The organism is Microbacterium sp. ZW3a (genome assembly GCF_057167165.1).
In genome coordinates, this window is the sequence record NZ_CM169903.1 from 783325 (window position 1) to 810189 (window position 26865).

Annotated in this window: 20 protein-coding genes; 5 read left to right on the top strand and 15 right to left on the bottom strand. The window is 67.9% G+C overall.

What is annotated here, in order from left to right:
• Window positions 1-37: 37 nt before the first annotated feature.
• On the top strand, window positions 38-1816 hold the full coding sequence (locus tag ACU6WY_RS03650) for a hypothetical protein (protein ID WP_483821108.1): 1779 nt from the start codon (window positions 38-40) through the stop codon (window positions 1814-1816).
• A gap of 85 nt (window positions 1817-1901) precedes the next feature.
• Window positions 1902-3902, top strand: a complete 2001-nt coding sequence (locus ACU6WY_RS03655) for a glycosyltransferase family 4 protein (RefSeq protein WP_483821109.1) — start codon at window positions 1902-1904, stop codon at window positions 3900-3902.
• Here the strand turns inward: ACU6WY_RS03655 and ACU6WY_RS03660 are convergent.
• Window positions 3899-5185: a glycosyltransferase gene (locus ACU6WY_RS03660; protein ID WP_483821110.1), complete on the bottom strand. Its 1287-nt coding sequence runs from the start codon at window positions 5183-5185 to the stop codon at window positions 3899-3901. The two genes, ACU6WY_RS03655 and ACU6WY_RS03660, sit on opposite strands and share 4 nt — an antisense overlap.
• A 37-nt stretch (window positions 5186-5222) precedes the next feature.
• Here ACU6WY_RS03660 and ACU6WY_RS03665 point away from each other — a divergent pair, with 37 nt between their 5' ends.
• Window positions 5223-7043: a glycosyltransferase family 2 protein gene (locus ACU6WY_RS03665; RefSeq protein ID WP_483821845.1), complete on the top strand. Its 1821-nt coding sequence runs from the start codon at window positions 5223-5225 to the stop codon at window positions 7041-7043.
• Here ACU6WY_RS03665 and ACU6WY_RS03670 read toward each other — a convergent pair.
• The 6 genes from ACU6WY_RS03670 to rfbA all read right to left on the bottom strand — a co-directional run bounded on the left by ACU6WY_RS03670 (window position 7040) and on the right by rfbA (window position 14608).
• The gene (locus ACU6WY_RS03670; RefSeq protein ID WP_483821846.1) at window positions 7040-9232 is read right to left on the bottom strand and encodes a CgeB family protein; all 2193 of its coding nucleotides are present in this window, start codon (window positions 9230-9232) and stop codon (window positions 7040-7042) included. The genes ACU6WY_RS03665 and ACU6WY_RS03670 overlap by 4 nt on opposite strands.
• Window positions 9233-9308: 76 nt before the next feature.
• Complete coding sequence (locus ACU6WY_RS03675; protein WP_483821111.1) at window positions 9309-10256, bottom strand: NAD-dependent epimerase/dehydratase family protein; 948 nt, start codon at window positions 10254-10256, stop codon at window positions 9309-9311.
• Entirely contained in the window at window positions 10253-11254 is a 1002-nt protein-coding gene (locus tag ACU6WY_RS03680) for a GDP-mannose 4,6-dehydratase (RefSeq protein ID WP_483821112.1), read from the bottom strand. The genes ACU6WY_RS03675 and ACU6WY_RS03680 overlap by 4 nt, the downstream gene beginning before the upstream one ends.
• A 74-nt stretch (window positions 11255-11328) precedes the next feature.
• The gene (locus ACU6WY_RS03685) at window positions 11329-12741 is read right to left on the bottom strand and encodes a sugar nucleotide-binding protein (protein WP_483821113.1); all 1413 of its coding nucleotides are present in this window, start codon (window positions 12739-12741) and stop codon (window positions 11329-11331) included.
• Complete coding sequence (rfbB, locus tag ACU6WY_RS03690) at window positions 12741-13736, bottom strand: dTDP-glucose 4,6-dehydratase (RefSeq protein ID WP_483821114.1); 996 nt, start codon at window positions 13734-13736, stop codon at window positions 12741-12743. The genes ACU6WY_RS03685 and rfbB overlap by 1 nt, the downstream gene beginning before the upstream one ends.
• Before the next feature lie 2 nt (window positions 13737-13738).
• A complete protein-coding gene (gene rfbA / locus ACU6WY_RS03695) occupies window positions 13739-14608 on the bottom strand; it encodes a glucose-1-phosphate thymidylyltransferase RfbA (RefSeq protein WP_483821115.1) in 870 nt (289 codons plus the stop codon).
• Between the two features lie 156 nt (window positions 14609-14764).
• On the opposite strand from rfbA, the gene ACU6WY_RS03700 reads away from it, so the two are divergent.
• Both ACU6WY_RS03700 and ACU6WY_RS03705 read left to right on the top strand, forming a co-directional pair.
• Window positions 14765-15682 (top strand): ABC transporter permease, encoded by a 918-nt coding sequence (locus ACU6WY_RS03700; protein WP_483821116.1) that lies wholly within the window; start codon window positions 14765-14767, stop codon window positions 15680-15682.
• A 2-nt stretch (window positions 15683-15684) separates the two neighbouring features.
• Entirely contained in the window at window positions 15685-16947 is a 1263-nt protein-coding gene (locus ACU6WY_RS03705; RefSeq protein ID WP_483821117.1) for an ABC transporter ATP-binding protein, read from the top strand.
• Window positions 16948-17073: 126 nt separating this feature from the next.
• Here the strand turns inward: ACU6WY_RS03705 and ACU6WY_RS03710 are convergent, their stop codons facing one another.
• From ACU6WY_RS03710 to ACU6WY_RS03745, 8 genes are read right to left on the bottom strand one after another with little or no spacing between them, the layout of a single operon-like run.
• The gene (locus ACU6WY_RS03710; protein ID WP_483821118.1) at window positions 17074-18015 is read right to left on the bottom strand and encodes a UDP-glucuronic acid decarboxylase family protein; all 942 of its coding nucleotides are present in this window, start codon (window positions 18013-18015) and stop codon (window positions 17074-17076) included.
• 42 nt (window positions 18016-18057) lie between these two features.
• A complete protein-coding gene (locus ACU6WY_RS03715; protein WP_483821119.1) occupies window positions 18058-18939 on the bottom strand; it encodes a glycosyltransferase family 2 protein in 882 nt (293 codons plus the stop codon).
• A 37-nt stretch (window positions 18940-18976) separates the two neighbouring features.
• On the bottom strand, window positions 18977-20035 hold the full coding sequence (locus ACU6WY_RS03720; RefSeq protein WP_483821120.1) for a glycosyltransferase family 4 protein: 1059 nt from the start codon (window positions 20033-20035) through the stop codon (window positions 18977-18979).
• 46 nt (window positions 20036-20081) lie between these two features.
• On the bottom strand, window positions 20082-21347 hold the full coding sequence (locus ACU6WY_RS03725) for a lipopolysaccharide biosynthesis protein (RefSeq protein WP_483821121.1): 1266 nt from the start codon (window positions 21345-21347) through the stop codon (window positions 20082-20084).
• Window positions 21344-22480 carry a glycosyltransferase family 4 protein gene (locus tag ACU6WY_RS03730; protein ID WP_483821122.1) on the bottom strand — a complete coding sequence of 379 codons (1137 nt, stop codon included), beginning with the start codon at window positions 22478-22480 and terminating at the stop codon, window positions 21344-21346. Before ACU6WY_RS03730 ends, ACU6WY_RS03725 begins: the two co-directional genes overlap by 4 nt.
• Complete coding sequence (locus tag ACU6WY_RS03735; protein ID WP_483821123.1) at window positions 22480-23679, bottom strand: glycosyltransferase family 2 protein; 1200 nt, start codon at window positions 23677-23679, stop codon at window positions 22480-22482. Before ACU6WY_RS03735 ends, ACU6WY_RS03730 begins: the two co-directional genes overlap by 1 nt.
• The gene (locus ACU6WY_RS03740) at window positions 23676-24881 is read right to left on the bottom strand and encodes a glycosyltransferase family 4 protein (RefSeq protein ID WP_483821124.1); all 1206 of its coding nucleotides are present in this window, start codon (window positions 24879-24881) and stop codon (window positions 23676-23678) included. Before ACU6WY_RS03740 ends, ACU6WY_RS03735 begins: the two co-directional genes overlap by 4 nt.
• The gene (locus ACU6WY_RS03745; protein ID WP_483821125.1) at window positions 24875-26791 is read right to left on the bottom strand and encodes a DUF6541 family protein; all 1917 of its coding nucleotides are present in this window, start codon (window positions 26789-26791) and stop codon (window positions 24875-24877) included. Before ACU6WY_RS03745 ends, ACU6WY_RS03740 begins: the two co-directional genes overlap by 7 nt.
• Window positions 26792-26865: the final 74 nt, after the last annotated feature.

The window sequence follows — 26865 nt, forward strand, 5'->3', positions numbered from 1 at the left end:
CGCCGCGGTCGCCGTTCTCGCTGTCTGGGCGTGCGCTGTGGCGTTCCTCGTGGCCCTGCCCGTCGCGCTGCCCGCAACGGTCGCGCCCGTGGCCTCGGCGGCGGCCGCAACTGCCTCGGAGTGGAACGCTGGCAACATCATCGATGACGCCCTGTTCTACGACGGAACGGCCATGAGTTCCTCTGAAATTCAGGCGTTCCTGGAGCGTCAGGTCAAGCAGTGTCGTAGCGGTTTCACCTGTTTGAAGGACTACCGGCAGACCACCGACAGCCGGCCGGCTGACAAGTATTGCAACGGCTACGCGGGTGCTCCGAACGAGAGCGCGTCCACGATCATCGACAAGGTCGCCCGCTCGTGCGGCATAAGCCAGAAGGCGCTCCTGGTGCTGCTCGAGAAGGAGCAGCGCCTCGTGTCGTCGACGTGGCCCGAGGAGAAGCAGTACCTCGCGGCGACCGGTCAGGGGTGCCCTGACACCGCGCCGTGCGATTCGTCGACCGCCGGATTCTTCTACCAGGTGTACTACGGTGCGCGGCAGTTCGAGATCTACCGCATGAACCCGACGTGGTGGGGCTATCAGGCCGGTCGCTGGAACAACATCCTGTACCACCCTCACAACAACTGCGGCACGCAGCGCGTTTACATTGAGAACGCGGCGACCGCGGGCTTGTACATCTACACGCCATACGTGCCGAATGCGGCGGCGCTCAGAAATCTCTATGGAACCGGAGACGACTGCTCGGCCTACGGCAACCGGAACTTCTGGCGCATCTTCACGGACTGGTTCGGATCCACCCGCCAGGCGGCCAAACGCGTCGTCTCGGTCAACGGCGACATCTACCTGACCTCGGGCGGCCGGCGCTACCACATGCCCCCCCACGCGTGGCCGCAGTGGCAGCTTGCGCTCGGCGACCCGACGCCTGTGAATGCGGACTACCTCACGCGTTTCGTCGACGGCGGTGATGCCAGTCTCTATATCCGGAACTCGACGACGGGTGCTGTCTACTATTTGGATGCCAAGCAGCTGCACTACTTCAACAGCTGTGAACTCATCGCTCTGTGGGGCGGTAACTGTCAGAACTTGATCATCGATGTAACCGGCGATGACTTGGCCTCGCTGCCCGCGGGCGGGCCGATGAGTCCGTTCGGACGCCTCGACGCCACGAGCCCGATCTATCAAATGAACGGGACGCGGCTTCTCCCGATGTACGACACGGCGGTGGCCTCGACTTTCAACCTTGGCACCGTGCCCTATGCGGCCCTGATGCCGGGCTCGGTCGCGGCGCGGTATGCCGTAAGCGCTCAGACGCGTTTCGCGACCGCGAGATTCATCCTGTTCCAAGGGGATTCGCGCGTATGGCTCCCGACCGCGGACGGACGGCTGTTCTATCTGCCCTCCTGGTTGCGCGCATCGGAGTTCGCCCTGCCCTCGACGGTGTTCAGCACGGGGGTTCCGATCACGGCAGCCAAGGACTGGCCACAAATCGGCAACCTGGAGCCATTCGTGGGCTGCGGCACCGGAACCTACTACGCCGCATCTGGAGAGTTGCGACCGGCCACCCGGGCCGCTGCAGCGGGATTCACCGTTGCCGCGCTTGACAGCGATACGTGTGCCGCGCTGAAGCTCTCTGCAGAGGCGCCCGGGTTGGTGTTCATTCGCCCCGCCGGCGACACCCGCATCTTCTACGCGGTCGACGGCGCATACCGGCATGTGACGTCCGTCCCTCGGCTCCAAAGCCTCGCGGGCACGGAGTCTCCCCGCGTGTTGACGGTGGGGTCTGCGGCCTTCGCGCTTCTTCCCCTCGGCCCGGCTTACTGACCGAGACCGGGGCGGGGTCGTCCCGAGGATGTCCATCGGACGAACGCCGCATAAGCTGGACAGGTTGGTTCGGGAAGGGTTGTGCATGGTGGATCGGGTGCTTCGGAAAGTGTCGCGCGTTCTCGCGCGCGTGATCGAGCGGGTCTCTGCGGCGCTGTTCCAGCTCTCGCTCCTCGTCGAGATCGGTCCACGCGCGTTCGGCACCCGTCGACGTGCCCTGGCGCAGTGGCGCGCCCGCGAAGGACTCACGTTCCCCAACGGCATCTCCACGGCCCTCACCCAGAGTCGGTCCGCCGGATGGCACACGATCGAGCGTCCGCAGATCGTTGTCGCCCTCTACGGCACCCCCTCGCCGTCCCTCAGCGCGTGGATGGCCCGTGTGGCCGACCGTATGAACGTGCACTTCCTCGTCGGCGAAGCCGCCGTCCCTTTCACGCGTAGCCTCCCCACGGATGCCTGGACGCGCACCGGTGTGCGTGGCTCGGCCGAGTTCGACCTGACCGAGATCCTCGCCTACATGCACGGTCGTCGGCGACGCTGGGATCTGCTGCTGCTGGATGCGGCACAACCGCTGCCCGAGGTCTCCGAGATCGTCCGTATGCAGTTCGCCGCTCATGAGTACCACTCCGACGGCGAGGTGGGTTTCGTCACACCGTCCTACCGCGTCGATGACCGTGTCATCGCCGGCTATCAGTTCGACCGTCGGAAGGGTGAGTTCGTTTCGAGCCCGAGCGAGGCGAAGGACTACGGCCAGAACGAGATCCCTCGGTACGTGCTGACCGCACCCGCTCACGGATTCCTTGCCACCTCGTTCGCCCTGGACCGCGTTGACGTGCCCGCTCGTCACCTCTCCGGCGAGCGTCTGGACAATCAGGTGGCTGAGCTCGTGCGCAAGGGGTGGCTGGGCAACATACGCACCCTGTGCTTCAGCCCTGTCGTGCTGGATGTCCGCGAGGTGCCGTCGGTGAGTGCGAGCGCGGACACCCGCGAGTGGCTCATGCACCGCACAGTTTCGGAAGACGGGGAGCGCGTCCGCGTCATTTTCGTCCTGACCGCCACCTCCATCAGCGGCGGCATCCGTGCGGTCTTCCAGATCGCGAATGGACTGGCCGAGCGCGGCATGGATGTCGAGGTCTGGTCGCTGCAGGGAGCTCCGACCTGGTTCGAACTCGCCGTTCCAGTGCGGACGTTCGACAGCTACGGCGACCTTGTTCTCTCGCTGCGCAACGCAGACGCCATCAAGGTCGCGACCTGGTGGGAGACCGCGGAGATCGTCTGGCTCGGCTCCGTCAACCATGGTCTGCCCGTCTACCTCATCCAGGAGTTCGAGACCTGGTTCTTCCCGGATGATCAAGCTGTCCAGGCCGCGGTCGTCGCGGGGTACCGACCGGAGTTCCTCGGCATCACCGAGGCTAGCTACCAGATCGGTGAGCTGGAGGAGATCGGGATGACGGCCACCCTCGTCCCGCACGGCTACGACGAGTCCGTCTTCCGCCCCCTGGCTGGCTGGGACCGCGAGACCGACAGCGTGCTGGCCGTCGGTCGCTCCTTCTTCCAGAAGAACTTCGCCATGACCGCCCGCGCGTGGCGCGCGATGGGAGAGCGTCGTCCTTTGCTGCGCATGTTCGGCACCGAGCCCGACATCCTCGAGGACGAGCGCGTCGACTATGTCGTCCGGCCGCTGGATCCGCAGGTCAACGAGCTTTACAACACGGCGGCGATGTTCGTGCAGACTTCGCGACACGAGGGCTTCTGTCTGCCCGTGCTGGAGGCGATGGCCGCAGGCTGCCCGGTCATCACGACCGACTCGCACGGCAATCGAGACTTCTGTCAGGACGATGTGAACTGCATCGTCGTCGGTCAGGACGACGATGACGCCTTGGTCGCCGCGATCGACCGTCTGCGTTCCGACCCCGACGAGCGTGATCGACTGCGTCGGGGTGGTTTCGCGACGGCGGCGCAGTACCAGTGGCCGAAAGTCCTCGACATCGTGGCCGAGTTCTATCGCCGCGTCGCGGAGTCGGGCGCCCGCGGCGAAGCGTTCGACGACGCGGGCGTCGACCAGTTGGTGGCGCGCGAGGCTTAGGTCGCGGGCTGTTCGGTCTGATCCCCCGCGGTGCCGGGGATCAGACTGGCCTCCCAGGTCGCGACTGCGTGGCGGAGCGGGCGAGTGGTCATCGACCAGCGCCAGTCGTCACGGATCGCGTCCACCCGACGGCGGACGCGCCGATTGTGACGCCGGTGCGACATTTGCAGGATCGCCGCCTTCATGGCATCCACGTCTTCGCACGGCACGACGACGCCCAGCTCCTTGTCGCGGATGTACTCGGCGAACCAGTCGCCATCGGTGACGATGCTCGGCAGGTGCGCCCAGAAGTGGTCCAGGATGCGTGTGCGGAACGCGTAGCGCGTTTCGAACGAAGGACGGTGCGCCGACACCGCGGCGTCGGCATCGAGGAGGTAGTCGGCACGATCATCGGCCGGGACCCATCCGTCGAAGAAGAACACGCCGTCGCCCAGCACTCCCAGACGACGCGCGAGGGACTTCGCGCGAACGACGGCGGGGGGCGTGCCGATGAGCTCGTTGGGATGTGCGGTCCCGTAGAACGCGAGGTGGACCCGCCGTCCATTGTTGCGGAGCTCCGCGATGGCTCGGATCGGGGTCTCAGCGTCGAACCAGTCCCAGATGCCACCCGCCCACACCAACAGGAAGTCGTCGGAGGGGATGCCCATGTCCTCGCGAAGGGCGGAGCGGCGGGCGACCGGTTCGCTGTCCTGCATCCCGAACGGCACCAGCCCGATGACGTCCTCGACGGCACGGCCCCGCAGAGTGCTGGGCCGCAGGGCATCGGAGGCCAGGGCGTAACCGATCCAGAAGTCGCGCTGACGTTCATTGGAGGTGACGAAGTACGCCCCTGCGCGCAGAGCCACCCGGAACTGCGTCAGGACTTTCGAGAAGACCGCGTCCTTCTCGTCAGATTCGCGGAAGCCACCGATGGTCTCGGCGCCGATCGCCTCGGCAGGGAGGGCGTTGTACAGGTCGAACACGAGTCGCGTCCCCTGGGCCGCCCCGCGGAGGACCACGTCGGTGTCGAGGACCTGCGAGTAGGCGACGTCATGCTCGCCGATGATCCGCACGAGTTCGTCGGCATCGCCGTACGTGCGCACCGCATAGGGCTCCGCGCTCAGCAGTTCTATGGATGCCACGCTCCCCGCGCTCACGGCGAGCGTCACCGCTGAGACGTCCGCCAGCTGCTCAGCGACACGGACCGCCCGGATCCCGGGCCCCGCCATATGCGTGCCGACCACGTCCGTCGCGATCACCACGACCCGCGCGCGTTCGTTCGCTCCGTTGGTGATCGATATCATGAAGGTTCCTGACTTTCGCTGACGGACGTTGACCGACATGTTGCAGAATTTTCGCGGGGCAGCCAGCCGCCTCTACCGCCTGTTGCCGGAATCGTGGAAGTCGGAGTACCGCGCCCAGCGGACGCGCCGTTCCTATCTTGCCAATACCCGTGGCGGGTCGCCTAGCGACACCACGCTCGCGTCCGCGCGGGCCTGGTTCCGGGCCAACGCCCGCCCGGTGACGATCGTCATCCCCAGCTATAACGATGTCGCGCTCGTCCGCGAGGCCGTAGCGAGTGTCGAGAGGACGTATCCGACCGCGCAGTGGCACATCGTCATCATCGATGACTACATCGATTCCGGAGTCGTGGCGCAGCTGCGTGAGCTGGAAGGCCCGCGAGTGCGTGTGATCGAGAAGAGCGAACGTCGGGGATTCTCGGGCACCATCAACGTCGGAATGGCCGAGGCCGAGGGTGACATCATCCTCATGAACAGCGACATCGTCGCTCAGCCGGGGTGGCTCGAAGCGCTCCAGTACAGCGCCTATGCGATCGACCCGCATATCGGTCTTGTGAGCCCGCGACTCGTCTACCCCGATGGCCGGCTGCAATACGCGGGGCACTACCATGCGCGTCAGCACGCGCCGCAGTGGTGGAGTCATTTCCACACCGGCGCTGGAGCGACTCGGCCGGCGGCCAACATCGCCGGGTACAACCGCGGCGCGTCCGGGGCCTGCCTGTACATCACGCGCGCAGGGTTCGATCGTCTGGGGCTCTTCGACGACGAGTTCTGGCTCGGTTTCGAGGACGTCGACTACGCGATGCGCGCGTGGGAGCGTGGCGTGCGTAGCTACTACCAGCCGGCGGCGCTGCTTGTCCATCACGAGTCGGCCAGTCGTGGGTACAGCCAGGGTCACCGTGAGCTCGCGTCCATGCGGCGATTCTGGGGACGCTGGGAGGAACAGCTCCTGACAAGGCGTCTCCCGGAGGACGCGCCCCTCGATGTCGTGTTCGGCCCGGCGTCCGGGCTCCTGTGGGAGTCCTACGTCCGTGAGATCTGCTCTGCTCAGACCGAACGGGTAGTGCGCTACCACCGCGTGTCGACCGCCGAGCCAGCCGAAGACCTCGTCTCCCGTCTCACCGGGGGTGGGCGTGTCGTACTGGCGGCGGACTGGACGGCGGCGGAGACGGTCTGGCTCGCGACCGCGGCCGGGGGTCTGCCGGTGTACCTCTTGCCGGGGATAGAGAGCGCCTTCCACGGCGGAGATCCCGACCTGCAGGCCCGCATCATCGCCGGGTACCGTCCCGACTTCGACTACATCGCACCTAACCCGTGGACGCAGCGTCAACTGCAGCACGAGACCGCGTGGGAGGCGCGGGCGCGCATCGCCCCGGCGATCCGGCCTGCTCCTCTGCCCGTGTCCAGCGAGAACGTCGTCGTCGTCATCGGCGCGACCGCGTCCGTACGGGAGGACATCCGCAGAACTGTCAGCACCTTCGATCACGTTGTCTTCGCCCTCGACGACGTGGACTCACCCGCGGACCTCGAGGCGGTCGTGCGGCGTCGTCCTCGGGCGGTCGTCGATCTCGTCGCCCGCGGTAACTCGCTTGTGCCTCTCGCGCTCATGTCGTGCGGCGCCGTCTACGTGTCGCAGAGCGATCCGATCCTCGGTCATCAGGTTATGGACGGCTACAACGCGCTGCGGTTCGATCCGCATGCGCGCGAGGGGATGACTCGCGCGCTCGTGGACGCGGTCTCCCGTGACAGCGTCTGGTCCGAACTGCGCCGCAATGGTCACGCGACCGCCGAGCGAATGGCCGCATTGGCCCCCGCCGAGTTCGACCGCGCACTGCAGACCTTTTCGGCCTCGCCGATCTAGCCGCCGAGCGGTCCCGCGGTCGGGGCCGACGACCGCAGGGCGACGGCCGTCGCGAGCAACTCTTGCGCGCGCGCGTCAAACGAGTGTTCCGCGCGGATACGCTCGGAGATCCGACTCAGCAGATTGGGCGGGGGGAAGACGTCGGAGGACGGTCGGCGTAGGAGTTCCAGCAGCTCGTCGATCGTGTCGTATGTGGCGACGGCGTCGTCGAAGATCTCGTGGATGCCGTCCACAGCATCCGATATCGCGCGACCTCCGGCGGCCACGACGTCGAACAATCGGTTCGAGACGAATCCGGCCCGTTGCATCGCCGGCCAGTGATCGTTCATGACCACGTCGGCGCTCTCGTACAGCCGGGGAAGATCGACGTTGGGGACACTCCGGGCTACCACCGCGTGTGCGGGGATATACCCGGTCCAGTCGGGTCCGTAGACGCTGAGCTGGAGACCGGCGCGGAGTGGCTCGACGACCGAGGGGCGGGCGATCCCGCGGGCGGTGCCGACGAAGATACGCTCCGCGGTGCGCGCGATGCCGCTGGGATGGAACCGGAACGGGTCGGTGCACTGCAGGAGTGGGGTGATCTTCCGGCCGAACTCGCGGGAGGCGGTGGCGGCCCAGGACCGCGAGGCCGCGAAGACCGCGTCGTATCCGGTCAGCTGGTCGCGCGTCATCTCGTCGGGGTGGCTGATAATCCACATCATCGAGATCGCGCCGCGTTGCGCCATGATGGGCTCTGGCCCGCGCAGCGCGAGCACGACGTCGTCCAGTACCGATGTCGCTCTGTCCCGGGCGGCGTAGGCGTCGATGATGACGTCCTGCCCGCGGCGTCGGAGGGCTTCGGCGAGACCCCGGGCGAAGTGCGTGTCCCCCCAGTACTCGCCGGGTCGTCCCGGCGGCGCGGCGATCTTGATCGCCCACCTCAGGCGCGGCGGGCGCTCCGTCGCCGTGCCGACCGAGTCGTGGGGCAGCCGACGCAGGGTCGGCCGACCATGTGCCCCCGGGATCTCTTGGAGTCCCGCCGGGCGGAGGTAGTCGTCGAGTCCGGTATCGGGGGCATCCACGCGTTCACGCGGCGGCGTCGCGCTCCGCGCACGCACCACGGCGGTGAGGAGAGTTCGGTCGCCGTCGGAGGCCTTCCATCCGGCCGGTATCGCGAAGGTGTCGCCGGCGATGCGCGGTACCCGCAGCACGTCGCCGGCGGCAACCGCGTCCTCTGCGGGATGCCCGGCCAGCAGGTGCCGATACCGGCCGTCTCTGACGATGAGTCCGGCCGACGCGATCGTGCCGTCGTGGTCGAGCCACAGCGGTGCGACGGGACCATCGGTCGCCGCCCGGGCCAGGAGGTCGAGGTGTGCGGCGGAGATCTCGGAGTCCGGTCCTCGTACCACCGTCACTCCCGAGCGTTCCGAGAGCGTCGTGGGCAGAAGAGGGAAGTCTGACGTTTCGACGCGGCTGTTCGGCCGCCACAGCGCCAACAGGTTGCACGCGAACCACACCTCCGCGCTCGACCCGCGTGGCCTGAGGAGAAGAGCGTCGCCGGGTTCGGCTGCTGCGGCGATCATCCCGTCGAGAGTGTATGCGAGATCGGGCTCGTCGTCCGAGACGACGCAGATGAAGGTCCGCGCTCCGGGCGTTTCGTCGAGCGACCCGAACGGGCGGCGGTCGATCCCGGCGCGCGCGGCGGCGGCGACGTCGTCCCAGGGGACGGTCACTGCGCGGTGCCCCTCGCCGAGCGTGATGGCGCGTTCGGCCTGCGCCCGACGCCAACGGTGTCCGAGCGGACCGCCGGGGTCTGTCAAGGACTCCGGATGCTCCTCGGCGTATGCCACGGCGTCCCAGTGCACGCTCACCCGGATGCGGCGCGGGTCGTTGATGAGATAAGCGTAAAGAGCGGGAACGCGTCCGACGTCGGAGAGCTGCGACGCGATGAGCCTCTCCATCGCCAAGGCGTTCAGCGTCACCCCGCGTCGAAACCCGCCCCGGACGTAGGCGCGCAGTGCCGATCGTCCGGAGCGAAAGCCCTGAGCCCGCACGATGTCCTCGTCGATGATCCGAGCACGGCGAATGGACCGCGCCCACCAGAGACGGTCGATCGCCTCGACGACCGGACGCGCTGCTCGCGAGCCCCGGAGACGCCGAAGCGAACGCCGTACCGCGCCCGCGCCCGCGGAGACGATCGTGGTCTTCACGCCCAAACCGGGATCATCCTCTCGCTGGACGCCGCACCGTCGGCAGCCACGACATCAGCGTCGGGAACACCTTTGCTCACGGAGAGCTCCTCGATTCTGTGGACGGTGATCCGGCGCTGGCGATGTATTCGCGGATGGAGTCTTCCCAGGGGATGGTGGGTGTCCATCCGAATTCGGTTTGTAGGCGGGAGGAGTCGCCGGCGATGCGGGGTGGGTCGTTGGGGCGGATGCGGGCGGGGTCGATCTCGATACGCACGTCGTGTCGGTGGAGTGTGTCGCTGATGACCCGGAGGAGGTCTTCTCCGCTGTGGGAGGCGCCGGTGGAGATGTTGTAGAGGTCGTGCGCGTGGCTGGGGGCGGTGGCGAGCGTGAGGTATGCGGATGCCACGTCTCGGACGTCGGTGTAGTCGCGTTGGGCGGCGAGGTTGCCCACGCGGACGGGGTCGTCTTCGGTGGCGGCGCGGACGGCGGCGGTGAGGTCGGGGACGATGAACCCGCGGCTCTGCCCGGGGCCGATGTGGTTGAACGGTCGGGCCGTGATGATGTCGAGTCCGCGGCCGGTGTAGTAGCGGCATTGCTGCTCGACGAGCAGTTTCGCGACTACGTAGGGGCTCGAGGCGAACGTGGGGCTGTCTTCGTGGACGGTTCCGGAGAGCGGGGGTGCGTAGACCGCGCCGGAGCTGACGACGACCAGCCGGGGGTTCGCCGCTTCCGAGGCGAGGATGCTCTCACCCAGATGCGTCATGATGCGGCTGTTGATCTCGATGTACCGCTGGGGGTGTGTGAAGGATGGGCCAACGGCGGCGAGGCCGGCCAGGTGCACGACGGCGTCGGCGGACTCGCGTATCGGCCATTCCTCGGCGAGGTCGGCGGAGAAATACCGGTCGGCGTGATCGCGGACGGTGCGGGAGGGTTCCTCCTCGCGACCGATGGCCCAGACGGACAGGCCGCGTTGGGCCGCGAGGGCGACTACGTGCGATCCGACGAACCCGTTCGCGCCGGTGACGACCAGCGTCCGAGTCATCGCTGCTGTGAGCGGCCCTGTTCGGCCAGGTCGTGGGCGACCATCAGACGCACCAGACCGGGGAAGTCCACCTCGCGACGCCAGCCGAGTTCGTTCTCCGCTTTCGAGGGGTCGCCGAGAAGGATGTCAACTTCCGCGGGGCGCATGAACGCGGGGTTCTGAACGACGTACGGCTTCCAGTCGTCGATGCCGATCTCCGCGAACGCCAGAGTCAGGAACTCCTCGATCGAGTGCGTCTCGCCGGTCGCGAGGACGAAATCATCCGGAGTCGGGTGCTGCAGCATGCGCCACATGCCCTCGACGTAGTCGCCGGCGTAGCCCCAGTCCCGCTTGGGCCACAGATCACCGAGCTCGATGTGGGGCTGCAGGCCGAGCTGGATCCGTGCGACCGCGTGGGTGATCTTACGGGTGACGAACTCCACCCCGCGACGCTCGCCCTCGTGATTGAACAGGATGCCGCAGGAGACGAACATGTCGTAGCTCTCACGGTAGTTCTTCGCGATCCAGTGACCGTAGAGCTTGGCCACCCCGTAGGGGCTGCGGGGGTGGAACAGGGAGTTCTCGTTGTACCCCGCGCCGGGACGGTTGTAGTCCAGACCCCCGAACATCTCCGACGTCGACGCCTGATACACCTTCGTCCGCGCCGCGCGGCCGGTGATCCGCACCGCCTCCAGCACATTCAGCACGCCCTTGGCCGTCACATCCGCTGTCAGCGTCGGGTTCTTGAACGAGTACCCGACGTGGCTGATCGCGGCGAGGTTGTACAACTCGTCCGGATCGCTCTGCTCCACCGCACGAACCAGCGACGTGGCATCCGTCAAGTCACCCTCGATCAAAGTGACGTAGGGAAACTCCGCAACCGTCGCTTCCTTACGCGGATTATTCTGCCCACGAATCAGACCGAAGACCTCATACCCCTTCGCATGCAGAAGCTCGGCAAGGTGCCCTCCGTCCTGGCCCGTGATACCTGTCACCAGTGCGCGGCGGGGAGTTGTCATCGTTCCTCCAATTGAATGTGCTGTCCGGCCTCGATCGACTGCCAGCACCTCCGGCAGCGATCCTCTTCTTCGTGTCAGCTGGAGAGCAGTTGCGTGAGGGATTCGGCGGTGGCGGTCGGGCGGAATCCCGTCGCCTCAATCTTGCCAAGATCCAGGACGCTGTTGCGCGGACGAGGTGCAACAGGCGCCGACGAGGCAGCGAAGTAGTCCTCGGTCGAGACCGGGGAGATTCGTCCCGGATCGTGCCCGGTCAAGGAGAAGACCTCTTTCGCGACCTCAGCCCACGACTGCGGCTCACCCGCACCCGTCAGATTGTAGACGCCGTACGGCGCCTGCTCTTCCAGGAGGTGACGCACCCCGCGGGCGATGTCGGCCGTGAATGTGAGCCGACCCACTTGATCGTCGACGACGCGGGGGTCTACTCCGCGCTCTGCGAGCGAAGCCATGGTCCGTACGAAGTTGCTGCCTTCGCCGATCACCCAGGACGTGCGCAGGATGTAGTGGCGGGGCACGGTCGATACCGTCGCATCGCCCGCGGCCTTCGTCTGTCCATAGACACCCGTCGGGCAGAGGGCGTCGTCTTCGCGGTACGGGCGGTCCATCGTGCCGTCGAAGACGTAGTCGCTGGAGATGTGCACGAGCGTGATGCCGTTCTCCGCGGCGATCCGTGCCAGAGTCGCTACGCCTGAGACGTTCGCGGCCCAGGAGTTGCGGCGTCCTTCGATGGTCTCGGCGGCGTCCACGGACGTGTAGGCGGCGGCATTGATGATCACGCCGTAATCCCGCCAGCGCCGCGCGCTCGACACGTCCCGTGAGGTCAGGTCCAGATCGGTGCGCGTGGTGAACTCCACGTGTGCGCAGCCCGCGTACTCCTGCTGCAGGGCTCGCCCGACCTGTCCTCCGGCGCCGACGACGAGGATCTTCGGCGGCGGCACGGGGATCACCTCGCTCAGGCGCGGGTGCGCTCGGTCCTTGTCGGAGAGCTCGGCGTCTGCGAGGGGGATCGGCCACGTGATCGCGACCGTCTCGTCCGCGAGGTTGAGGAAGGAGTATTCCGCTGACGGCGACCAGTGGTCGTTCACCAAGTAGGTGTACGCCGTGTCGGGCTCCAGCGTCTGATAGGCGTTGCCCACGCCGCGGGGCACGAAGATGGCGCGGGACGGGTCGATCTCCGCGGTGAAGACGGCCCCGAAGGTCGAGCCCTCGCGGAGGTCGACCCATGCCCCGAAGATGCGTCCCGTCGCGACCGAAACCCACTTGTCCCATGGTTCGGCGTGGATACCACGCGTGGTGCCCACCGAGTCGTTGAAAGAGACGTTGTTCTGTACCGGACCGAAATCGGCCAGGCCCAACGCCGTCATCTTCTCGCGCTGCCAGTTCTCCTTGAACCACCCGCGGCTGTCGCCGTGCACCGAGAGGTCGAACAGGACCAGCCCGGGGATGGGCGTCGGAGTGAGGGCGAGCTGTTTGCCGAAGTCAACCGCCATCACTGGCCCTTGCTGGCGTAGAACGCTTCGACGCCGTCTTTCGCCGGTGCCCACCAGGCCTCGTTGTCGCGATACCAGTCGATGGTCGCGGCGAGACCGGATTCGAAGTCGCTGTAGGTGGGGGTCCAGCCGAGTTCGGTGCGCAGCTTGGTGGAGTCGATGGCGTAACGCAGGTCGTGGCCGGGGCGGTCGGTGACGAGGTCGTACGCGTCGGTGGGCTGTCCGGCGAGCTGCAGGATCAGCTCGACGACGGTCTTGTTGTCTTTCTCGCCGTCGGCACCGATGAGGTAGGTCTGTCCGAGCTCGCCCTTGTCGAGGATCGTCAACACGGCCGAGGAATGGTCGTCGGCGTGGATCCAGTCGCGCACGTTCTCACCCGTGCCGTAGAGCTTGGGCCTAACGCCCCGGAGGACATTCGTGATCTGACGGGGGATGAACTTCTCCACATGCTGGTACGGCCCGTAGTTGTTGGAGCAGTTGCTGATCGTGGCGCGCACGCCGAACGAGCGCACCCACGCCCGCACGAGCAGGTCGGACCCGGCCTTGGTCGAGGAGTACGGGGACGACGGGTTGTACGGGGTGGACTCGGTGAACCGGGCCGGGTCGTCGAGCTCGAGGTCGCCGTAGACCTCGTCGGTGGAGATGTGGTGGAACCGGACGTCGTGACGTCGGGCGGCCTCCAGCAGCGTGTACGTGCCGATGATGTTCGTGTCCAGGAACGGCCGCGGGTCGTGCAGAGAGTTGTCGTTGTGGGACTCCGCGGCATAGTGCACGACCGCATCCGCGTCGGCCACGAGTGGGTCGACGATGGTTGCGTCGGCGATGTCGCCCACGACCAGCCGCACACGGTTCTCGGGCAGCCCCGCGAGCGAGACGCGGTTCCCGGCGTACGTCAACTTGTCCAACACCGTCACGGTGTGGTCGGTGTGGGCGATCACATGATGCACGAAATTCGAACCGATGAACCCGGCACCGCCGGTCACGAGTAGATGCATGGTCAACGGCCTCTTTCCAGGAGCTCGAGCAAGTACCCGCCGTACCCCGATTTCACCAGCGCCTGGGCGCGCTCGTGCAGCTCGTCGTCGGTGAGAAATCCCTGCCGCCACGCCACTTCCTCGGGCACGCCAATACGCATGCCCGTGCGTCGCTCGATCGTGCGGACATAGTCCGCGGCATCCGTCATCTGGTCGAAGGTGCCGGTATCGAGCCACGCGGTTCCCCGGGGCAGGACGTCGACGCGAAGCTTGCCGGCGTCCAGATACGCGCGATTGACGTCGGTGATCTCGTACTCGCCGCGGGGCGAAGGTGCCAGTCCGCGGGCGATCTCGATGACGTCGTTGTCGTAGAAGTAGAGACCGGGGACGGCGTAATTGCTCTTGGGCGCCGTCGGCTTCTCCTCGAGGGAGAGGACGCGGCCGTTCCCGTCGAATTCGACGACGCCGTATGCGCTCGGTTCCGCCACCCAGTAGGCGAAGACAGCCCCGCCGTCGACGTCTTGAAAGCGCTTCAGCTGCGATCCGAGCCCGGGGCCGTAGAGGAGGTTGTCGCCAAGGACGAGCGCGACCTTATCGTCGCCGATGAAGTCTGCGCCGATCGTGAACGCCTGGGCGAGCCCGTCGGGGGAGGGCTGCCGTGCGAAGCTGAGATTGATTCCGAACTGCGCGCCGTCCCCGAGCAGACGCTCGAAGAACGGGCCGTCATGGGGCGTCGTGATGACAAGGATGTCCCGGATCCCCGCCAGCATGAGTGTCGACAGTGGATAGTAGACCATCGGTTTGTCGTAGACAGGGATGAGCTGCTTCGAGACCCCGAGCGTGATCGGATGCAGCCGCGTCCCAGAACCGCCAGCGAGAATGATGCCTTTCACACGGCGATCTTGTCACATCGATTCCTCCGGGCCGCGACCGGCGCCCGCCGGGTGACAGGTCAACGGACGGCTCGCTCCGCCGCCCGGGGGCCTATCAGCGAGCGACCGTATACTGAGGGCTCCTCATTCCGAGTGACCGAAAGCCTGAGTATCACTTTGACGGACAGTGCCAGGGCGCGCTTCGAGCGGCTCTCTCGCGAACCTCTCCTCCAGACGGGCGGCGGCGGGACATCGTTCCTCGGCACGTGGAGCTCGTTCCGGGCGGTCTTCTCGCACCGTGAGCTCCTCTCGTTGCTCGTGCGGCGCGACATCAAGGCCCGCTACAAAGACAGCGCGCTGGGCCTGCTCTGGACGCTCATCAACCCCATCGTCCAGCTCGGTGTCTACTACCTGGTCATGGGGCAGATCCTCGGAGCCGCTCGCGGCTTACCCGACTTCGCCATCTACGTCTTTTCGGGTCTGACGATCTACGCGTTGTACTCCGAGACGCTCTCGGCGTCGACGGGCTCGATCGTGGCCAACAGCGGACTGGTCAAAAAGGTCTACGTCCCACGCGAGATCTTCCCGCTCGCAAGCGTCGGCTCGGCGCTCTTCACGTCGGGTGTGCAGATGATCGTCCTCATCATCGCGTGCTTCGCGCTCGGGGCGCCCCCGCTCGGCTGGGAGGTGCTGTACGCGATTCCCTCCATCCTCTTGGTCGTGCTATTCGCGGGGTCGTTCGGCATCCTTCTCTCCGCGCTCAATGTCTACCTTCGCGACGTGCAGTACCTGACGCAGATCGTGCTCATGCTCTCGCTGTGGGCAGCGCCCATCGTCTACGGCTGGAACATGGTCAACGACGTGATGACGCGCTACAACCTCCCCGCCTGGGTCCTCGAGGTCTACACCAACAATCCGCTCACCCTGGCAGTCCTCGGTTTTCACCGGGCCTTCTGGACTGCGGCGAGCCCGGCCGACTTCCCGCCGCAAATGGCGATGCGTATGGCGATCGCCGCCCTTGTGGGCGTCCTGCTGCTGTGGGTGTGCCAACGTGTCTTTGCTCGCCTCCAGGGCAACTTCGCGCAGGAGCTGTGATCATGAGTACCGATAACATCACGTCGACCGGCCTGCCCGAGGTGGTGGTGGTCGAACGGGTCTCGAAGTCGTTCACCATCCGCAAGGACAATTCCCTCAAGGAACGCATCGTCACACTCGGGCGGCAGGGCCGCGTGCACGAAGAGCGCTTCGACGCGCTCAAGGACGTGTCGTTCGCGATCCGCGCCGGTAGCTCCATCGGCCTGATGGGGAGCAACGGCTCCGGCAAGAGCACGTTGCTCAAGCTCATCGGAGGGATCATCGACCCCAGCGAGGGCCGGATCCTGCGTCGCGGGCGTTTGGCCGCACTGCTCGAGCTCGGTGCAGGGTTCCACCCCGACCTCACCGGCCGTGACAACATCTACCTGAACGCGGCCATCCTCGGAATGTCGAAGGAAGAGACCGACGCGCGCTTCGACAGCATCGTCGCCTTTTCCGAGATCAGCGAGTTCATCGACACACAGGTGAAGTTCTACTCCTCCGGCATGTACGTGCGTCTCGCGTTCTCGGTAGCCATCCACACCGACCCCGACATCCTTCTCGTAGACGAGGTGCTCGCGGTCGGTGACGAAGTCTTCCAGCGCAAGTGCATGGACAAGATCCGCCAGTTCCAGCGTGAGGGACGCACGATCATCCTCGTCTCGCACTCGCCCGAGCAAGTAGCCGAGGTATGCGACGTCGCCGTCGTCCTCAGCCACGGCGAGGTGGCATTCACCGGATCCGTGGGCGAGGCGACAAAGGTACATCGTGAGATTCTCGAGGGGCGTCGCCGTGAGGTACGCGCCGAAGAGGACGCCGCCGAGGGCGGCGCCATCAAGGCAGTGACGCCCGCTCCGGCCAAGGTCACGGCGGTGCGCCTCCTCGACTCGTCCGGCAACATCGCCGAGCAGATCGAGTCGGGCGCCTCCGTGGCCGTCGAACTCGACGTCGAGTTCGGGGCCTCCGTAGGTGAGTGGAACTCGAGCATCAGTATCGAGACCCCGCAGGGCCACCAGGTGTTCGGCACGGGCACACGGCGGATGGGGACCACTCACGAGCCGTCGCAAGCCGGACTCACGACTATCCGGTATGAGATCGCCGCGCTGCCCCTCGCGGGCGGGCAGTACTTCATCAACTGCGAGATCGCGGACGCGTGGGACACTCCGTGGTCGGTTTTGATCCAGGGGACGATGTTCTTCGTTCCGAGCGAGTTCCGTCAGTCCGGAATGGTGCACGCGATCGCGACCGTGACGCAGGAGTCACGTTCCGACGATGCGGTCGCCTGAGCGCGGCCCGAATGCTGCGGGGAGGGGTCGCGAGGCGAGCGGCCCCGCCCATGGCGCTCGTCCTTCGTAGACTGCTCCGCGGGACGCGCTGAAGCCCCCCGCGGTGCGAGGCAGAGTAGCCGACTGTTAGGCCGCGAGAACCCCGCGGAAGTACTCGATCGTGCGCTCCAGGCCCGGTCGCAGCGCGACCGTCGGCTCCCAGCCGAGTTCGCGGCGGGCGAGATCGATGTTGGGCTGGCGCTGCTTGGGATCGTCCTGGGGGAGCGGGCGGTATTCGATGGTAGACGAACTGCCCGTGATCTCGAGGACGGCGTTGGCGAGCTCGAGCATCGTGAATTCGCCCGGGTTGCCGACGTTGATCGGACCAGTCACCTCGTGGCCGGTGTTCATGAGGCGCACCATGCCGTCGACGAGGTCGTCGACGAAGCAGAACGAGCGCGTCTGGGATCCGTCACCGTAGATCGTGATCGGCTCGCCGCGAAGCGCCTGCACGATGAAGTTCGACACCACGCGTCCGTCGTTGGGGTGCATGCGCGGGCCGTAGGTGTTGAAGATGCGGATGACCTTGATCGCCAGGTCGTGCTGACGGCGGTAGTCGAAGAACAGCGTCTCGGCGGCGCGCTTGCCTTCGTCGTAGCAGGACCGCGTGCCGATGGGGTTGACGTTGCCCCAGTAGTCCTCGGTCTGCGGGTGCACGGCGGGGTCGCCGTAGACCTCGGAGGTCGAGGCCTGCAGGATCGGCACGCGCAAGCGCTTGGCCAGGCCCAGCATGTTGATCGCGCCCATGACGCTCGTCTTGGTGGTCTGCACCGGGTCGTGCTGGTAGTGCACAGGGGAGGCGGGGCAGGCGAGGTTGTAGATATGGTCGACCTCGACGTAGAGCGGGAACGTGACGTCGTGGCGCATCAGCTCGAAGCGCGGGTTCGCGAAGAGGTGCTCGACGTTGCGGCGTGACCCCGTGAAGAAGTTGTCGACGCAGATGACCTCGTGGCCCTCGTCGAGCAGACGCTCGGAAAGATGGGACCCGATGAAGCCGGCACCGCCGGTGATCAGAACTCTCGAAGACACTTCCGTAGCCTACCAGCGGCGTCCCGCCCGCCCCGCGGAGCGTCAGCGCGTCGTGGAGACCATGCGCGCCTGACCGAAGGTTCGTCCGAGCGCGCCCTCGAGGCGGCCCAGGAACATCGGCCACCCGTCGACGAGCGTGATCGGCTTCGGATTGCGTAGGCCGTAGAGCAGTCCCGCGCCGGTGAAGGCCGCACGCCACCACAGCGGGTACCCGTGCACGGCGAACGCCCGACCGGTCCCACGCCCGTAGGCGCGCAGCTTCCGTCGGCGTTCGGCATCCGACAGCCCGAAGCCGGTGGAGATGCCGTCGACGTGGACATCGGCGGGCAGCCACCGGAACTCTTGCAGCAGCCGGGGCTCGTGACGCATCGCGCGCAGCAGCAGGTCAGTGCCCTCGGCCACCTGCCAGGGCGTCGCAGATCCGGGACCGAGGTCTTCGTCGAAGCCGCCCACAGCGTCGAAGAGCGACCGGCGCATCAGGATGCCCATCTCGATCACGGCCCAGACGTTGTACTTGTCCAGCGGCGTGCCCGCCGTCGGGAGCGTCGTCTTCGGGCCCCGCTCGTCCCACGAGGTGAATCCACCCGCGAGGAACGCGGGGTCATCGAGTGCGGTGTGCAGCGCCGCGACGGTCCCGGGCGGGTAGGTGGTGTTGTCGTTGGGGAAGGTCACCACGGCCTCGCCCGCAGGCAGGGCGGCGACGCCGGTGTTGCGACCGAGCGAGGCGCCGCGCCCCGACGTGGTCGCCGTCACCGCCACGCCGCGGTCGGCGAACTCCGTCGCGAGGGCGGCGACGTCGCCCTGAGCACCCTGGGCGACGAGCACGACGTGGTCGCCGTCCTGCAGCTGACCCTCGAGCGAGGTCAGGAGGGCGCGGAGGGGGTCGAGACGCCCCAGGGTGGTCACGACAAAACCGATGTTCACCCCTCGATTGTGCCCCGTCGACCCCGGCGACGGAGAATCAGCGCACGCGCGCGTCGATCAGCGCGTTCCACCGCTCCGCGGACCGGAGCCACGTGAAGTCCTCGGCATTGGCGAGGCTCCGGCGCGACAGGTCGGCGCGCAGCGAGGGGTCGCGGGCGATCGCGGTGAACAGGGCCGCCAGGGCCGCGGCATCCGTCGCCGGGAAGTACCGCGCGGAGTCACCGAGGATCTCGCGGTTGATCGGGATGTCGGATGCCAGGACCGGGGCGCCGAGCCGCTGAGCTTCGAGGGGCGGGAGGCCGAAGCCCTCGTGTAGCGAGGGCCACACAAAGGCGGTCGCGCCGGAGAACGCCTCGGCGAGCCCCTCGTCGCTCACCGGACCCAGCCAGTGGATCTGTCCGGGAGCGATACCCTTCTCCGCGGCGTAGGGCTCGAGCGCGGGGTCGAGGTCGCCGACGTAGGCCACCTCGATCCCGGAATCGGCGGGGAGGAGAGCAAGGGCATCGATGACGGCGCGGGCGTTCTTCGCGGCACCGTGGCGGCCGAAGGCGACAAGCACGGTACCGTCGTCGGCAGCGGGGGAGAGGGCGGGGAGGGGCAGGGTGTCGGCCCCCAGGGGGATGGCCGTGATCCTGTCGGCATCCATCCGGAAATGCGCGGCGATCTCGCTCCGCGACGTGCGGCTGACGGTGACCATCTGCTGGCCGCGGCGGCGCATGCCGAGGCGGACCGCCAGGCGCCACTGCACGCGGAACAGGAACGAGAAGTCCTGCGGGCGGATAGCGGGGGCGATGTCGTGGAGGATCGTGATCTGGTTCGCATAGGTCAACGGTGCAATGTTGGCGAAGTTCAGCAGCACCGGCGAGCCGTTCCGGCGCAGCCAGCGGGGCAGATCGACCTGCTCCCACAGTGCGCCCGTCGCGCGCCCCACGACCTCGAACGGCGCACCCTCGGGCACGTGCGCGACGGCGGCGGGGGGAACGGCGAGGACGATGTCGGACCGCGTGTCCGCGAGGTGACGGCTCAGCTCCATGGCGACCCGCCGGACGCCGCCGAAGGAGTCCAAGAGGAAGCGTCCGTTGATCACGACCTTCATGCGATCGTCCTTTCTGAGAGAGCCGATTCCGTTCGGGGCGATGACGTCATGCGGGTGCCTCGGAGGGGGCGTGACGCAGGTCGTGCAGCACGCGGAAGCAGCGGCGGGTCAGGAGGAGCGTTGCGGCTCCCTCGGTGAAGGCGTAGCCGAGGGCGGCGCCCACGGGACCCCAGGCGATGCCGAGCCCGATCATCAGCGGAATGCCGATGGCGGTGGCGATGAGCGTCGCGCGCATCACCGCGGTGGCCTGCCCCGCGGGGAACAGGATGAGGCGGGCGACGGCGGTGCGCACGGAGAAGAAGAAGAACACCAGGCCCATCACCACGAGCAGCTCGAACGGGGCGGGGGCGGCCGGGAGGAACGTGCCGGTGAGCCAAGGCCCCACGAACGCCAGCCCCGCCCACCCGATCATGCCGGTGGCAGAGGCGAGGAGAAGCGCGAGCCCCATCCGGCGGCTGCGGTGCGGGCCGTGCGCCTCGCCGATCCACGCCTGGAGGGCGTTGGCCAAGGTCATCGGGATGAACTGGCCGAGTTTGAGCATCTTGTCGGCCGTGGCGAAGCCTCCGGCGGCGGCGGGCGCGGCGGTGACGTTGACCACCGGCGCCGGGACGCTGGAGTACCCGCTCAGGCCGGCGTCGTTCAGTGCGACCGACAGATTCGAGCGCAGCAGCCGCGGCATGTCGCGCGGACGGGGCCAGGGACCGGGATGCCGATGCAGCAGACGCCACGTGAACAGGGCGGTGCCGATGAGGGTCACGGCGATCCCCGCGAGGGGGTACAGCACGACGGACCCGGTGAGCAGCACGAGACCCGCAGCGGCGAGGTTGGCCAGGAGTCGCGGCGCGGCGTCGTAGATGACGATGGTGCGCGGATCGCCGACGCCGGCGCAAAACCAGGTGAACGAGAGAGCGATGAGGGCGCCCTGGGCACCCATGAGCACGGTGAGCCATTCCGAGCCGGGAGAGGCGATGAGCCAACAGATGATGCCGAGAGCCGGGAGCGCGACGATCGAGATCAGCAGGCGTACGGCGATCGATTCGCGATAGAGACGCGCGCGTTCGTCGTCGTCGGCGGCGATCGAGATGAGCGCCGGCCCGATCGTGGCCCAGCCCCACCCGATGGCGATGGCGATGAACGTGCCGACGGCCTCGCCGGCGATGGCGCTGGACCACCCGCTGGCGCCGGCGATCTGGACGACGGCGGGAAGGGCGATGAGGGGAGACAGCGCGGCGATCGCCGGGACCAGCAGGAATCCCAGCAGGCGCCGTTTCATCGACGGCCCGTTCAGCGGCGCGGCGTCCGCGGCGCTCACGGCCGCGCTCCCCTCGGGGCGGCCGCGACGTCGGAGAGCACGGCGGCCGTCTCCTCGGCGGCGTCGTCCCAGGTGAACCGCGACGCCCATTCGGCGGCCGCGGCACGGGTGGTGGCATCGGCCGGGGCCGTGAGGGATGCCATGATGGCCGCACCGAAGGCGGTGGCATCCGTCGCGTCGGCGAACCGTGCGGCGTCTCCGCCGACTTCGCGGAGGACCGCGACATCGTTGGCGAGCACGGGCACCGATCTCCGGAGGGCGTCGACGACGGGGAGGCCGAAGCCCTCTACGAGCGACGGGCACACGTACAGGTCGGCGACCTGGAACAGCGCCTCGAGCTGCGCGTCGCTCACCCAGCCGGGGAGCACGACGTCGCGCTCGAGGCCCAGCCGGACGACCTGATCGGCGAGCGGGTCGGGGAGACGGCTGCCCGCGATCACGGTGACCGGTCGTGACCCCGCGGGGAGTGAGGCCACGGCTTCCACCAGCGCGGGGAAGTTCTTGTGGGGCATCCGGTTGCCCACGCTGAACACGATCGGACGGTCGGCGGGGAGGGCGAGGGAGGCGAGGATCGCGGACGGATCGTCGACGGGCCGGGGCTCCGCGCTGCCGTTGTGGACGACGGCGATGCGGTCGGTATCGAGACCGAGGTGCGTTCGGATGCTCGAGGCGGCGGCGTGCGAGACCGTGAGCACACGGTCGGCCGTCTGCGCCGAACGTCGCATGAGCAGGGAGGTCACGGCGCGTTGGGCGCGCTGCGCGAGGGAGCCGGGCACTTCGTCGTAGATCGCATCGTGCACGGTGACCACGCGTGGCACCCCGCGGAAGACGGGGCCGAAGTTCGCCGGGGCCCACACCAGGTCTGCACGGGCGCGGCGCGCGAACAGGTCGGTCGCGGCGACCGCTCCCAGGGCCCACGATGCCGGGTCGGAGCCCACCCACGGCACGGTCTGCACGGGGCCGGGAAAGAACTCGGCGACTTTCGCCGTGCCGGCTCGCCCCGTGAGCGCAGCGAAACTCGTGCCCGGCATCCGGGCGGCCAGGCGCGGTAGGAGCTCGCGCACATACGTCTCGGTGCCTCCCCGCGAACCAGTGAACCCGAGGAGGTCGACGAGGATGCGGCGGGTAGGCATCAACTCTCGATGACGGCTTCGGGGCGCTGCTCGCGCCGCGGCGTCGTGAGTACACCGGAGAAGAAGCTCATCATCACCGTCTGGAAGCCGAGGACGATCGTGAGGGCGCTGGGCACGGCGATGCGCACCGCCTGCGCGGCATCCTGTCGACCGAAGTCGAGGCTGCCCCACAGGGCGACCTGCACGATCCCGATGACGACGCCGAGCACGAACAGCCCGAGGCCGATGAGGAGTCCGCGTTCGGCCGACCACCTCGACACGATCCGTCGGTACCGCTCGCTGGCGGGGAGGAACCCCTCTTGCGTGGCGTAGAGCTTGGTGAGCCAGAAGAACAGCAGCGATTGGAAGCCGATCACGCACAGGGCGCTGGCGTAGACCATCGTCGTGACATCGAAGCCGACCCCGGCGATCTCGACGCCTCCGAACGACAGCACGCCCACGGCGATCGCGCCGAGGAAGAAGGCCACCAGGCCGGGGTAGACGAAGAGCCAGCGCGGCGCGAAGAGCAGCAGGAAGCGCAGGTGGCGCCAGCCGTCGTGCCAGCTGCGCAGGTGCGGCGGGCGGGACCGGCCGTCTTTCTTCAGCGTCGTGGGCACTTCTTCGATGCGGTACCGGGCGAGCGAGGCGCGCACGACCATCTCGGAGGCGAACTCCATACCGGTGGTCTGCAGGTCGAGCTCGCGGATGCGCGCGCGGTTGAAGCCGCGTAGCCCGCAGTGGAAGTCCCGGATGCCGGGGCGGAAGAAGAGCTCCCCGATGAAGGACAGCACCGGGTTGCCGAGGTACTTGTGCAGCGGCGGCATGGCACCGGGGGCGATGCCGCCGCGGAAGCGGTTGCCCATGACGAGGTCGGCGCCGGCGCGCAGGCGCTCGACGAAGGGCTCGAGGTTCTCGAAGTCATAGCTGTCGTCGGCGTCGGCCATGATGATGTACCGGCCGTGCGCCTGCTCGATGCCGTTGATGAGCGCGGCGCCGTAGCCGCGGCGCGGGGCGTGCGAGACACGCGCGCCCAGGCGCTCGGCGATGGCCTGAGAGCCGTCGGTGCTGCCGTTGTCGGAGATCAGCACCTCACCCTGGATGCCACTGCGCTCGAGGAAGCCCTGTGCCTTGCGGATGCAGACCTCGAGGGTTTCGGCCTCGTTGAGGCACGGCATGAGGATCGTCAGTTCGACGGCGTCGTTCGGGGCGGGAGAGGTCACGGCGTGTCTTCTTTCGTGATCCGCGGGGCGGGGACCGTCGGCAGCTTCAGTGCCGACACGATCCCCTCCACGGTGCGTCGGATGGTTCGAGTGCCGATGGCGGCGTCGTACCACGCGCGCGCGGAGCGGCGCAGGTCGTCACCCCCGTCGGCGACGGCCCGGATTGCCCGGGCGAGGTCGGTGGGGGAGGTGCTGGGGGCGACGACGCCGTTGACGCCCTCGTCGATGAGCTCGGTCGCGGCGTTGCCCTCGTCGGCGACGAGCACGACCGGGGTGCCGTGGGCGTTGGCCTCGACGACGACGAGGCCGTACCCCTCGCGGCGCGACGGGTTGGCCAGGCACAGCGCGCCGTGTAGGAGCGTGTCGAGCTCGGCATCCGAGACGAAACCGGGGAAGTCGGTCCATTCCTCGCCGCCGACACGGCGGACCTCGGCGCGCACGGCGTCGGAGCTCGCGCCGGTGCCGAGGATCACGAGGCGGAGGTCGGGAAGCGTCTCGCGCGCTGCCGCGACGGCCGCGGGGAGGGACTCGACGCGCTTGTCGGGAATGTGGCGTCCGGCGTAGAGCACGTACGGCGGGGTCGCCGCGGGCGTGGTCGCGGGCGTCTCGACGGCCCCGTCGATGAGGCCGGGACTGACGATCGGCGCGCTGCGCAGACCCTCACGACGCAGGCGTGTCGCACTCAACTGCGAGTGGCAGGTGGCGACGGGGGTGACGGCGATCGCCGCGCGCTGCAACACCCAGGCGATCGTGCCGGTGACGGGCCCGGAATACTCGACCCACTGGCGGCGGTGCCACACCTCGAGGTAGTCGACGGCGAGGCGCGTGCCGGAGCCCCACAGCGCCAGGCGGGCGGCGAAGACGTTGAAGATCGGCAGTCCGCTGACCATCACCGCGTCGTAGCGATCCCGGCGGCGCCGGAGCGTGCGGAACAGGCCAGCCGCGTAGCGCAGAGCGGCGGGGATGCGGCGCACCCCGTCGGCCGAGTAGAGCGACAGCGGGCCGCAGACCGGAACCACACGGAACGGCTCGTCGGGGACCGCTCCGGGCCACTGCTCGGCGGTGAGATAGTCCACCTCGAGCCCCTGCCGCACCATCTCTTCGGCGAATGCACGGTACTGCCGCTCCCCACCCCCGGTGGAGTACGGGAACAGGCAGTCGTACGCGACCGCCACGGTCGCTCGGCGCGCCACGGTCAGCACCCCTCGATGCGGAACAGGCGGGCGTTCGGACCCTCGGAGTCGACGAGCACGAGGTGCGTCCCCGGAGTGAGGTCTTGGATGCCGTCGTAGGCCGCTGCCCCCGCGGGATCGATGACATCCTGTCGACCGAAGTCGAGCACGTAGTCGATGCCCAGTCCGTCCACGGTGCGGCAGACGGCGGGGTCGGTGTCGATGTCGCGCAGGTGCGCGTTGAGGTACAGGACCTCGGGAGAAGGGGAGCCGAAGACGTGCTTCTGGACGACGCCTCGATCGGCGAACGCGAGGGCCAGAGACGTGCCCGTGCGCGGGCTGCCGGCGATCAGAGCGTCATCGGGCGTCTCGTCCTCGAGGCGCTCGAGCAGGGCCTGCTCGTCGCCCGAGAGGATCAGTGAGCTGTCGGTATAGGCGTACGCCTCGTGCACCTGAGCGAGCGCGATGCGCACGTTCGGGCCGATGGCCACGGAGAACACGGCGGCGATCGCGGCGACACCCGCGACGATGCCGGTCCATGCGGGCAGGCGACGCGCGCGGCCCCAGCGGCGCGCGAGATCGACCACGGCGACGGCGCCGAGAGTCGCCACGGGGATCGCCACGAGGGGCAGCAGCGCGGCCAGCCGGTTGGAGTCGTTATACCAGGGGTTGGTCAGTAGCTGGCGCAGCGGGTGGTCGACCCGCAGACCCGACGAGATCGCGAACAACAGCACCGCGACGACGAACGGGGCGAGGACGGGAAGTTCCCGGGGGCGTCGGGCAACGACGATGAACCCGGCGATCAGCAGGGCGGAGACGATCAGGGTCGGGGAGAACCCGCGCGGCGAGGCGAACAGCCCTTCGCCGAGCGACTGGGCCAGCTGCTGCCACGGAGCCCAGCCGGAATGCTCCGCTCCCGTGCGGAAGACGGCCACCGTCCCGGCGATCGCGACGGCGAAACCCGCGATGGCGATCGCGAGACCAACGGCCGACGCTCGTGTGCGTTCGGTCGATGCTCGGACCGTGAGGGTGGTGACCACGACCGCGGCGGCGAAGAACAGGAGGCTGAGGAAGGCGTTCGGATGTCCGAGGAAGGTGCCGCCCGCGAGAAGCGCGACCAGCAGAGAGGACCGGACGAGAGCGGGTGCCCCGCGCTCGCGCAGCATCGTCACGACCACCGCGAGGGCTGCCGGCAGCATCGCGTACCCGACCAGGTTGGGGTACAGCACGCCCCAGTTGAAGAAGAGGGCGGGGAACGCGCCGAAACCGGTCGAGAGGGCGGCCGAGACGATGTACGCGGCTCGCCGTTGCGCGAAGAAGGCGCCTGCCAAGGCCATGGTCGAGGCGGGCCACAGGATCGACACGATCGCGAGGTTCGATCCGTTCACGGCTACCGGAACGGCCGCCCCGGTCAGCTCGGCGCCGAGGGTCGTCAGCGCGTGCCAGGCGTTCGGGTAGAAGCCGATGTCGGAGGTCGAGCCGATCTGAAACGGCGAGGCGCTGCCGTTCTGCAGACCGAGCGCGATCGCGTTGAGATGCACGATGTTGTCGAACCGCTGCGCGATGTTGTCGGGCGAGCCGAAGGCGCGCGCGAAGAAGAGCGCGTTCGCGAGTGCGGCGGCAGCGAGCGAGACAAGAGCGACGAGTCCGACCCGACGGCCGGTCGGGGCTCCGTCGGCACCAGCGAAGCGACGGAGGCCGATCGCGATGCCGATCACGACGAGGGCCGTCAGGGCGAGGGGGACCAGGTTCCACCTCAATCCCACCAAGGGGGCGAGGGATGCCGCGACGGCGGCGATCGTGACAGAGATCGCCGGTGCGAGAAGCAGTCGCTGCGGGCTGCGGAAGCCCCAGCCGGCGACCACGACGGCGGCGCCGGGGACGATCAGAACGGCGGCGACGACGAGGTACGACGGAATCGCGCTGATCCAGTCACCCATGCAAGCCCGTCTCCGTCCGCGGTCATTTCGACACGCCATGCTAACGGACGACACCTGACCCACCCCTGAGGGCG

Excerpts from the sequence above, each read along its gene's own strand:
- ACU6WY_RS03665 (WP_483821845.1), top strand. The coding sequence starts at position 5,223 with ATGTTGCAGAATTTTCGCGGGGCAGCCAGCCGCCTCTACCGCCTGTTG.
- ACU6WY_RS03705 (WP_483821117.1), top strand. The coding sequence starts at position 15,685 with ATGAGTACCGATAACATCACGTCGACCGGCCTGCCCGAGGTGGTGGTG.
- ACU6WY_RS03660 (WP_483821110.1), bottom strand. The coding sequence starts at position 5,185 with ATGATATCGATCACCAACGGAGCGAACGAACGCGCGCGGGTCGTGGTG.
- ACU6WY_RS03720 (WP_483821120.1), bottom strand. The coding sequence starts at position 20,035 with ATGAAGGTCGTGATCAACGGACGCTTCCTCTTGGACTCCTTCGGCGGC.
- ACU6WY_RS03655 (WP_483821109.1), top strand. The coding sequence starts at position 1,902 with ATGGTGGATCGGGTGCTTCGGAAAGTGTCGCGCGTTCTCGCGCGCGTG.
- ACU6WY_RS03675 (WP_483821111.1), bottom strand. The coding sequence starts at position 10,256 with ATGACTCGGACGCTGGTCGTCACCGGCGCGAACGGGTTCGTCGGATCG.
- ACU6WY_RS03745 (WP_483821125.1), bottom strand. The coding sequence starts at position 26,791 with ATGGGTGACTGGATCAGCGCGATTCCGTCGTACCTCGTCGTCGCCGCC.
- ACU6WY_RS03730 (WP_483821122.1), bottom strand. The coding sequence starts at position 22,480 with ATGCCTACCCGCCGCATCCTCGTCGACCTCCTCGGGTTCACTGGTTCG.
- ACU6WY_RS03685 (WP_483821113.1), bottom strand. The coding sequence starts at position 12,741 with ATGGCGGTTGACTTCGGCAAACAGCTCGCCCTCACTCCGACGCCCATC.
- ACU6WY_RS03680 (WP_483821112.1), bottom strand. The coding sequence starts at position 11,254 with ATGACAACTCCCCGCCGCGCACTGGTGACAGGTATCACGGGCCAGGAC.
- rfbB (WP_483821114.1), bottom strand. The coding sequence starts at position 13,736 with ATGCATCTACTCGTGACCGGCGGTGCCGGGTTCATCGGTTCGAATTTC.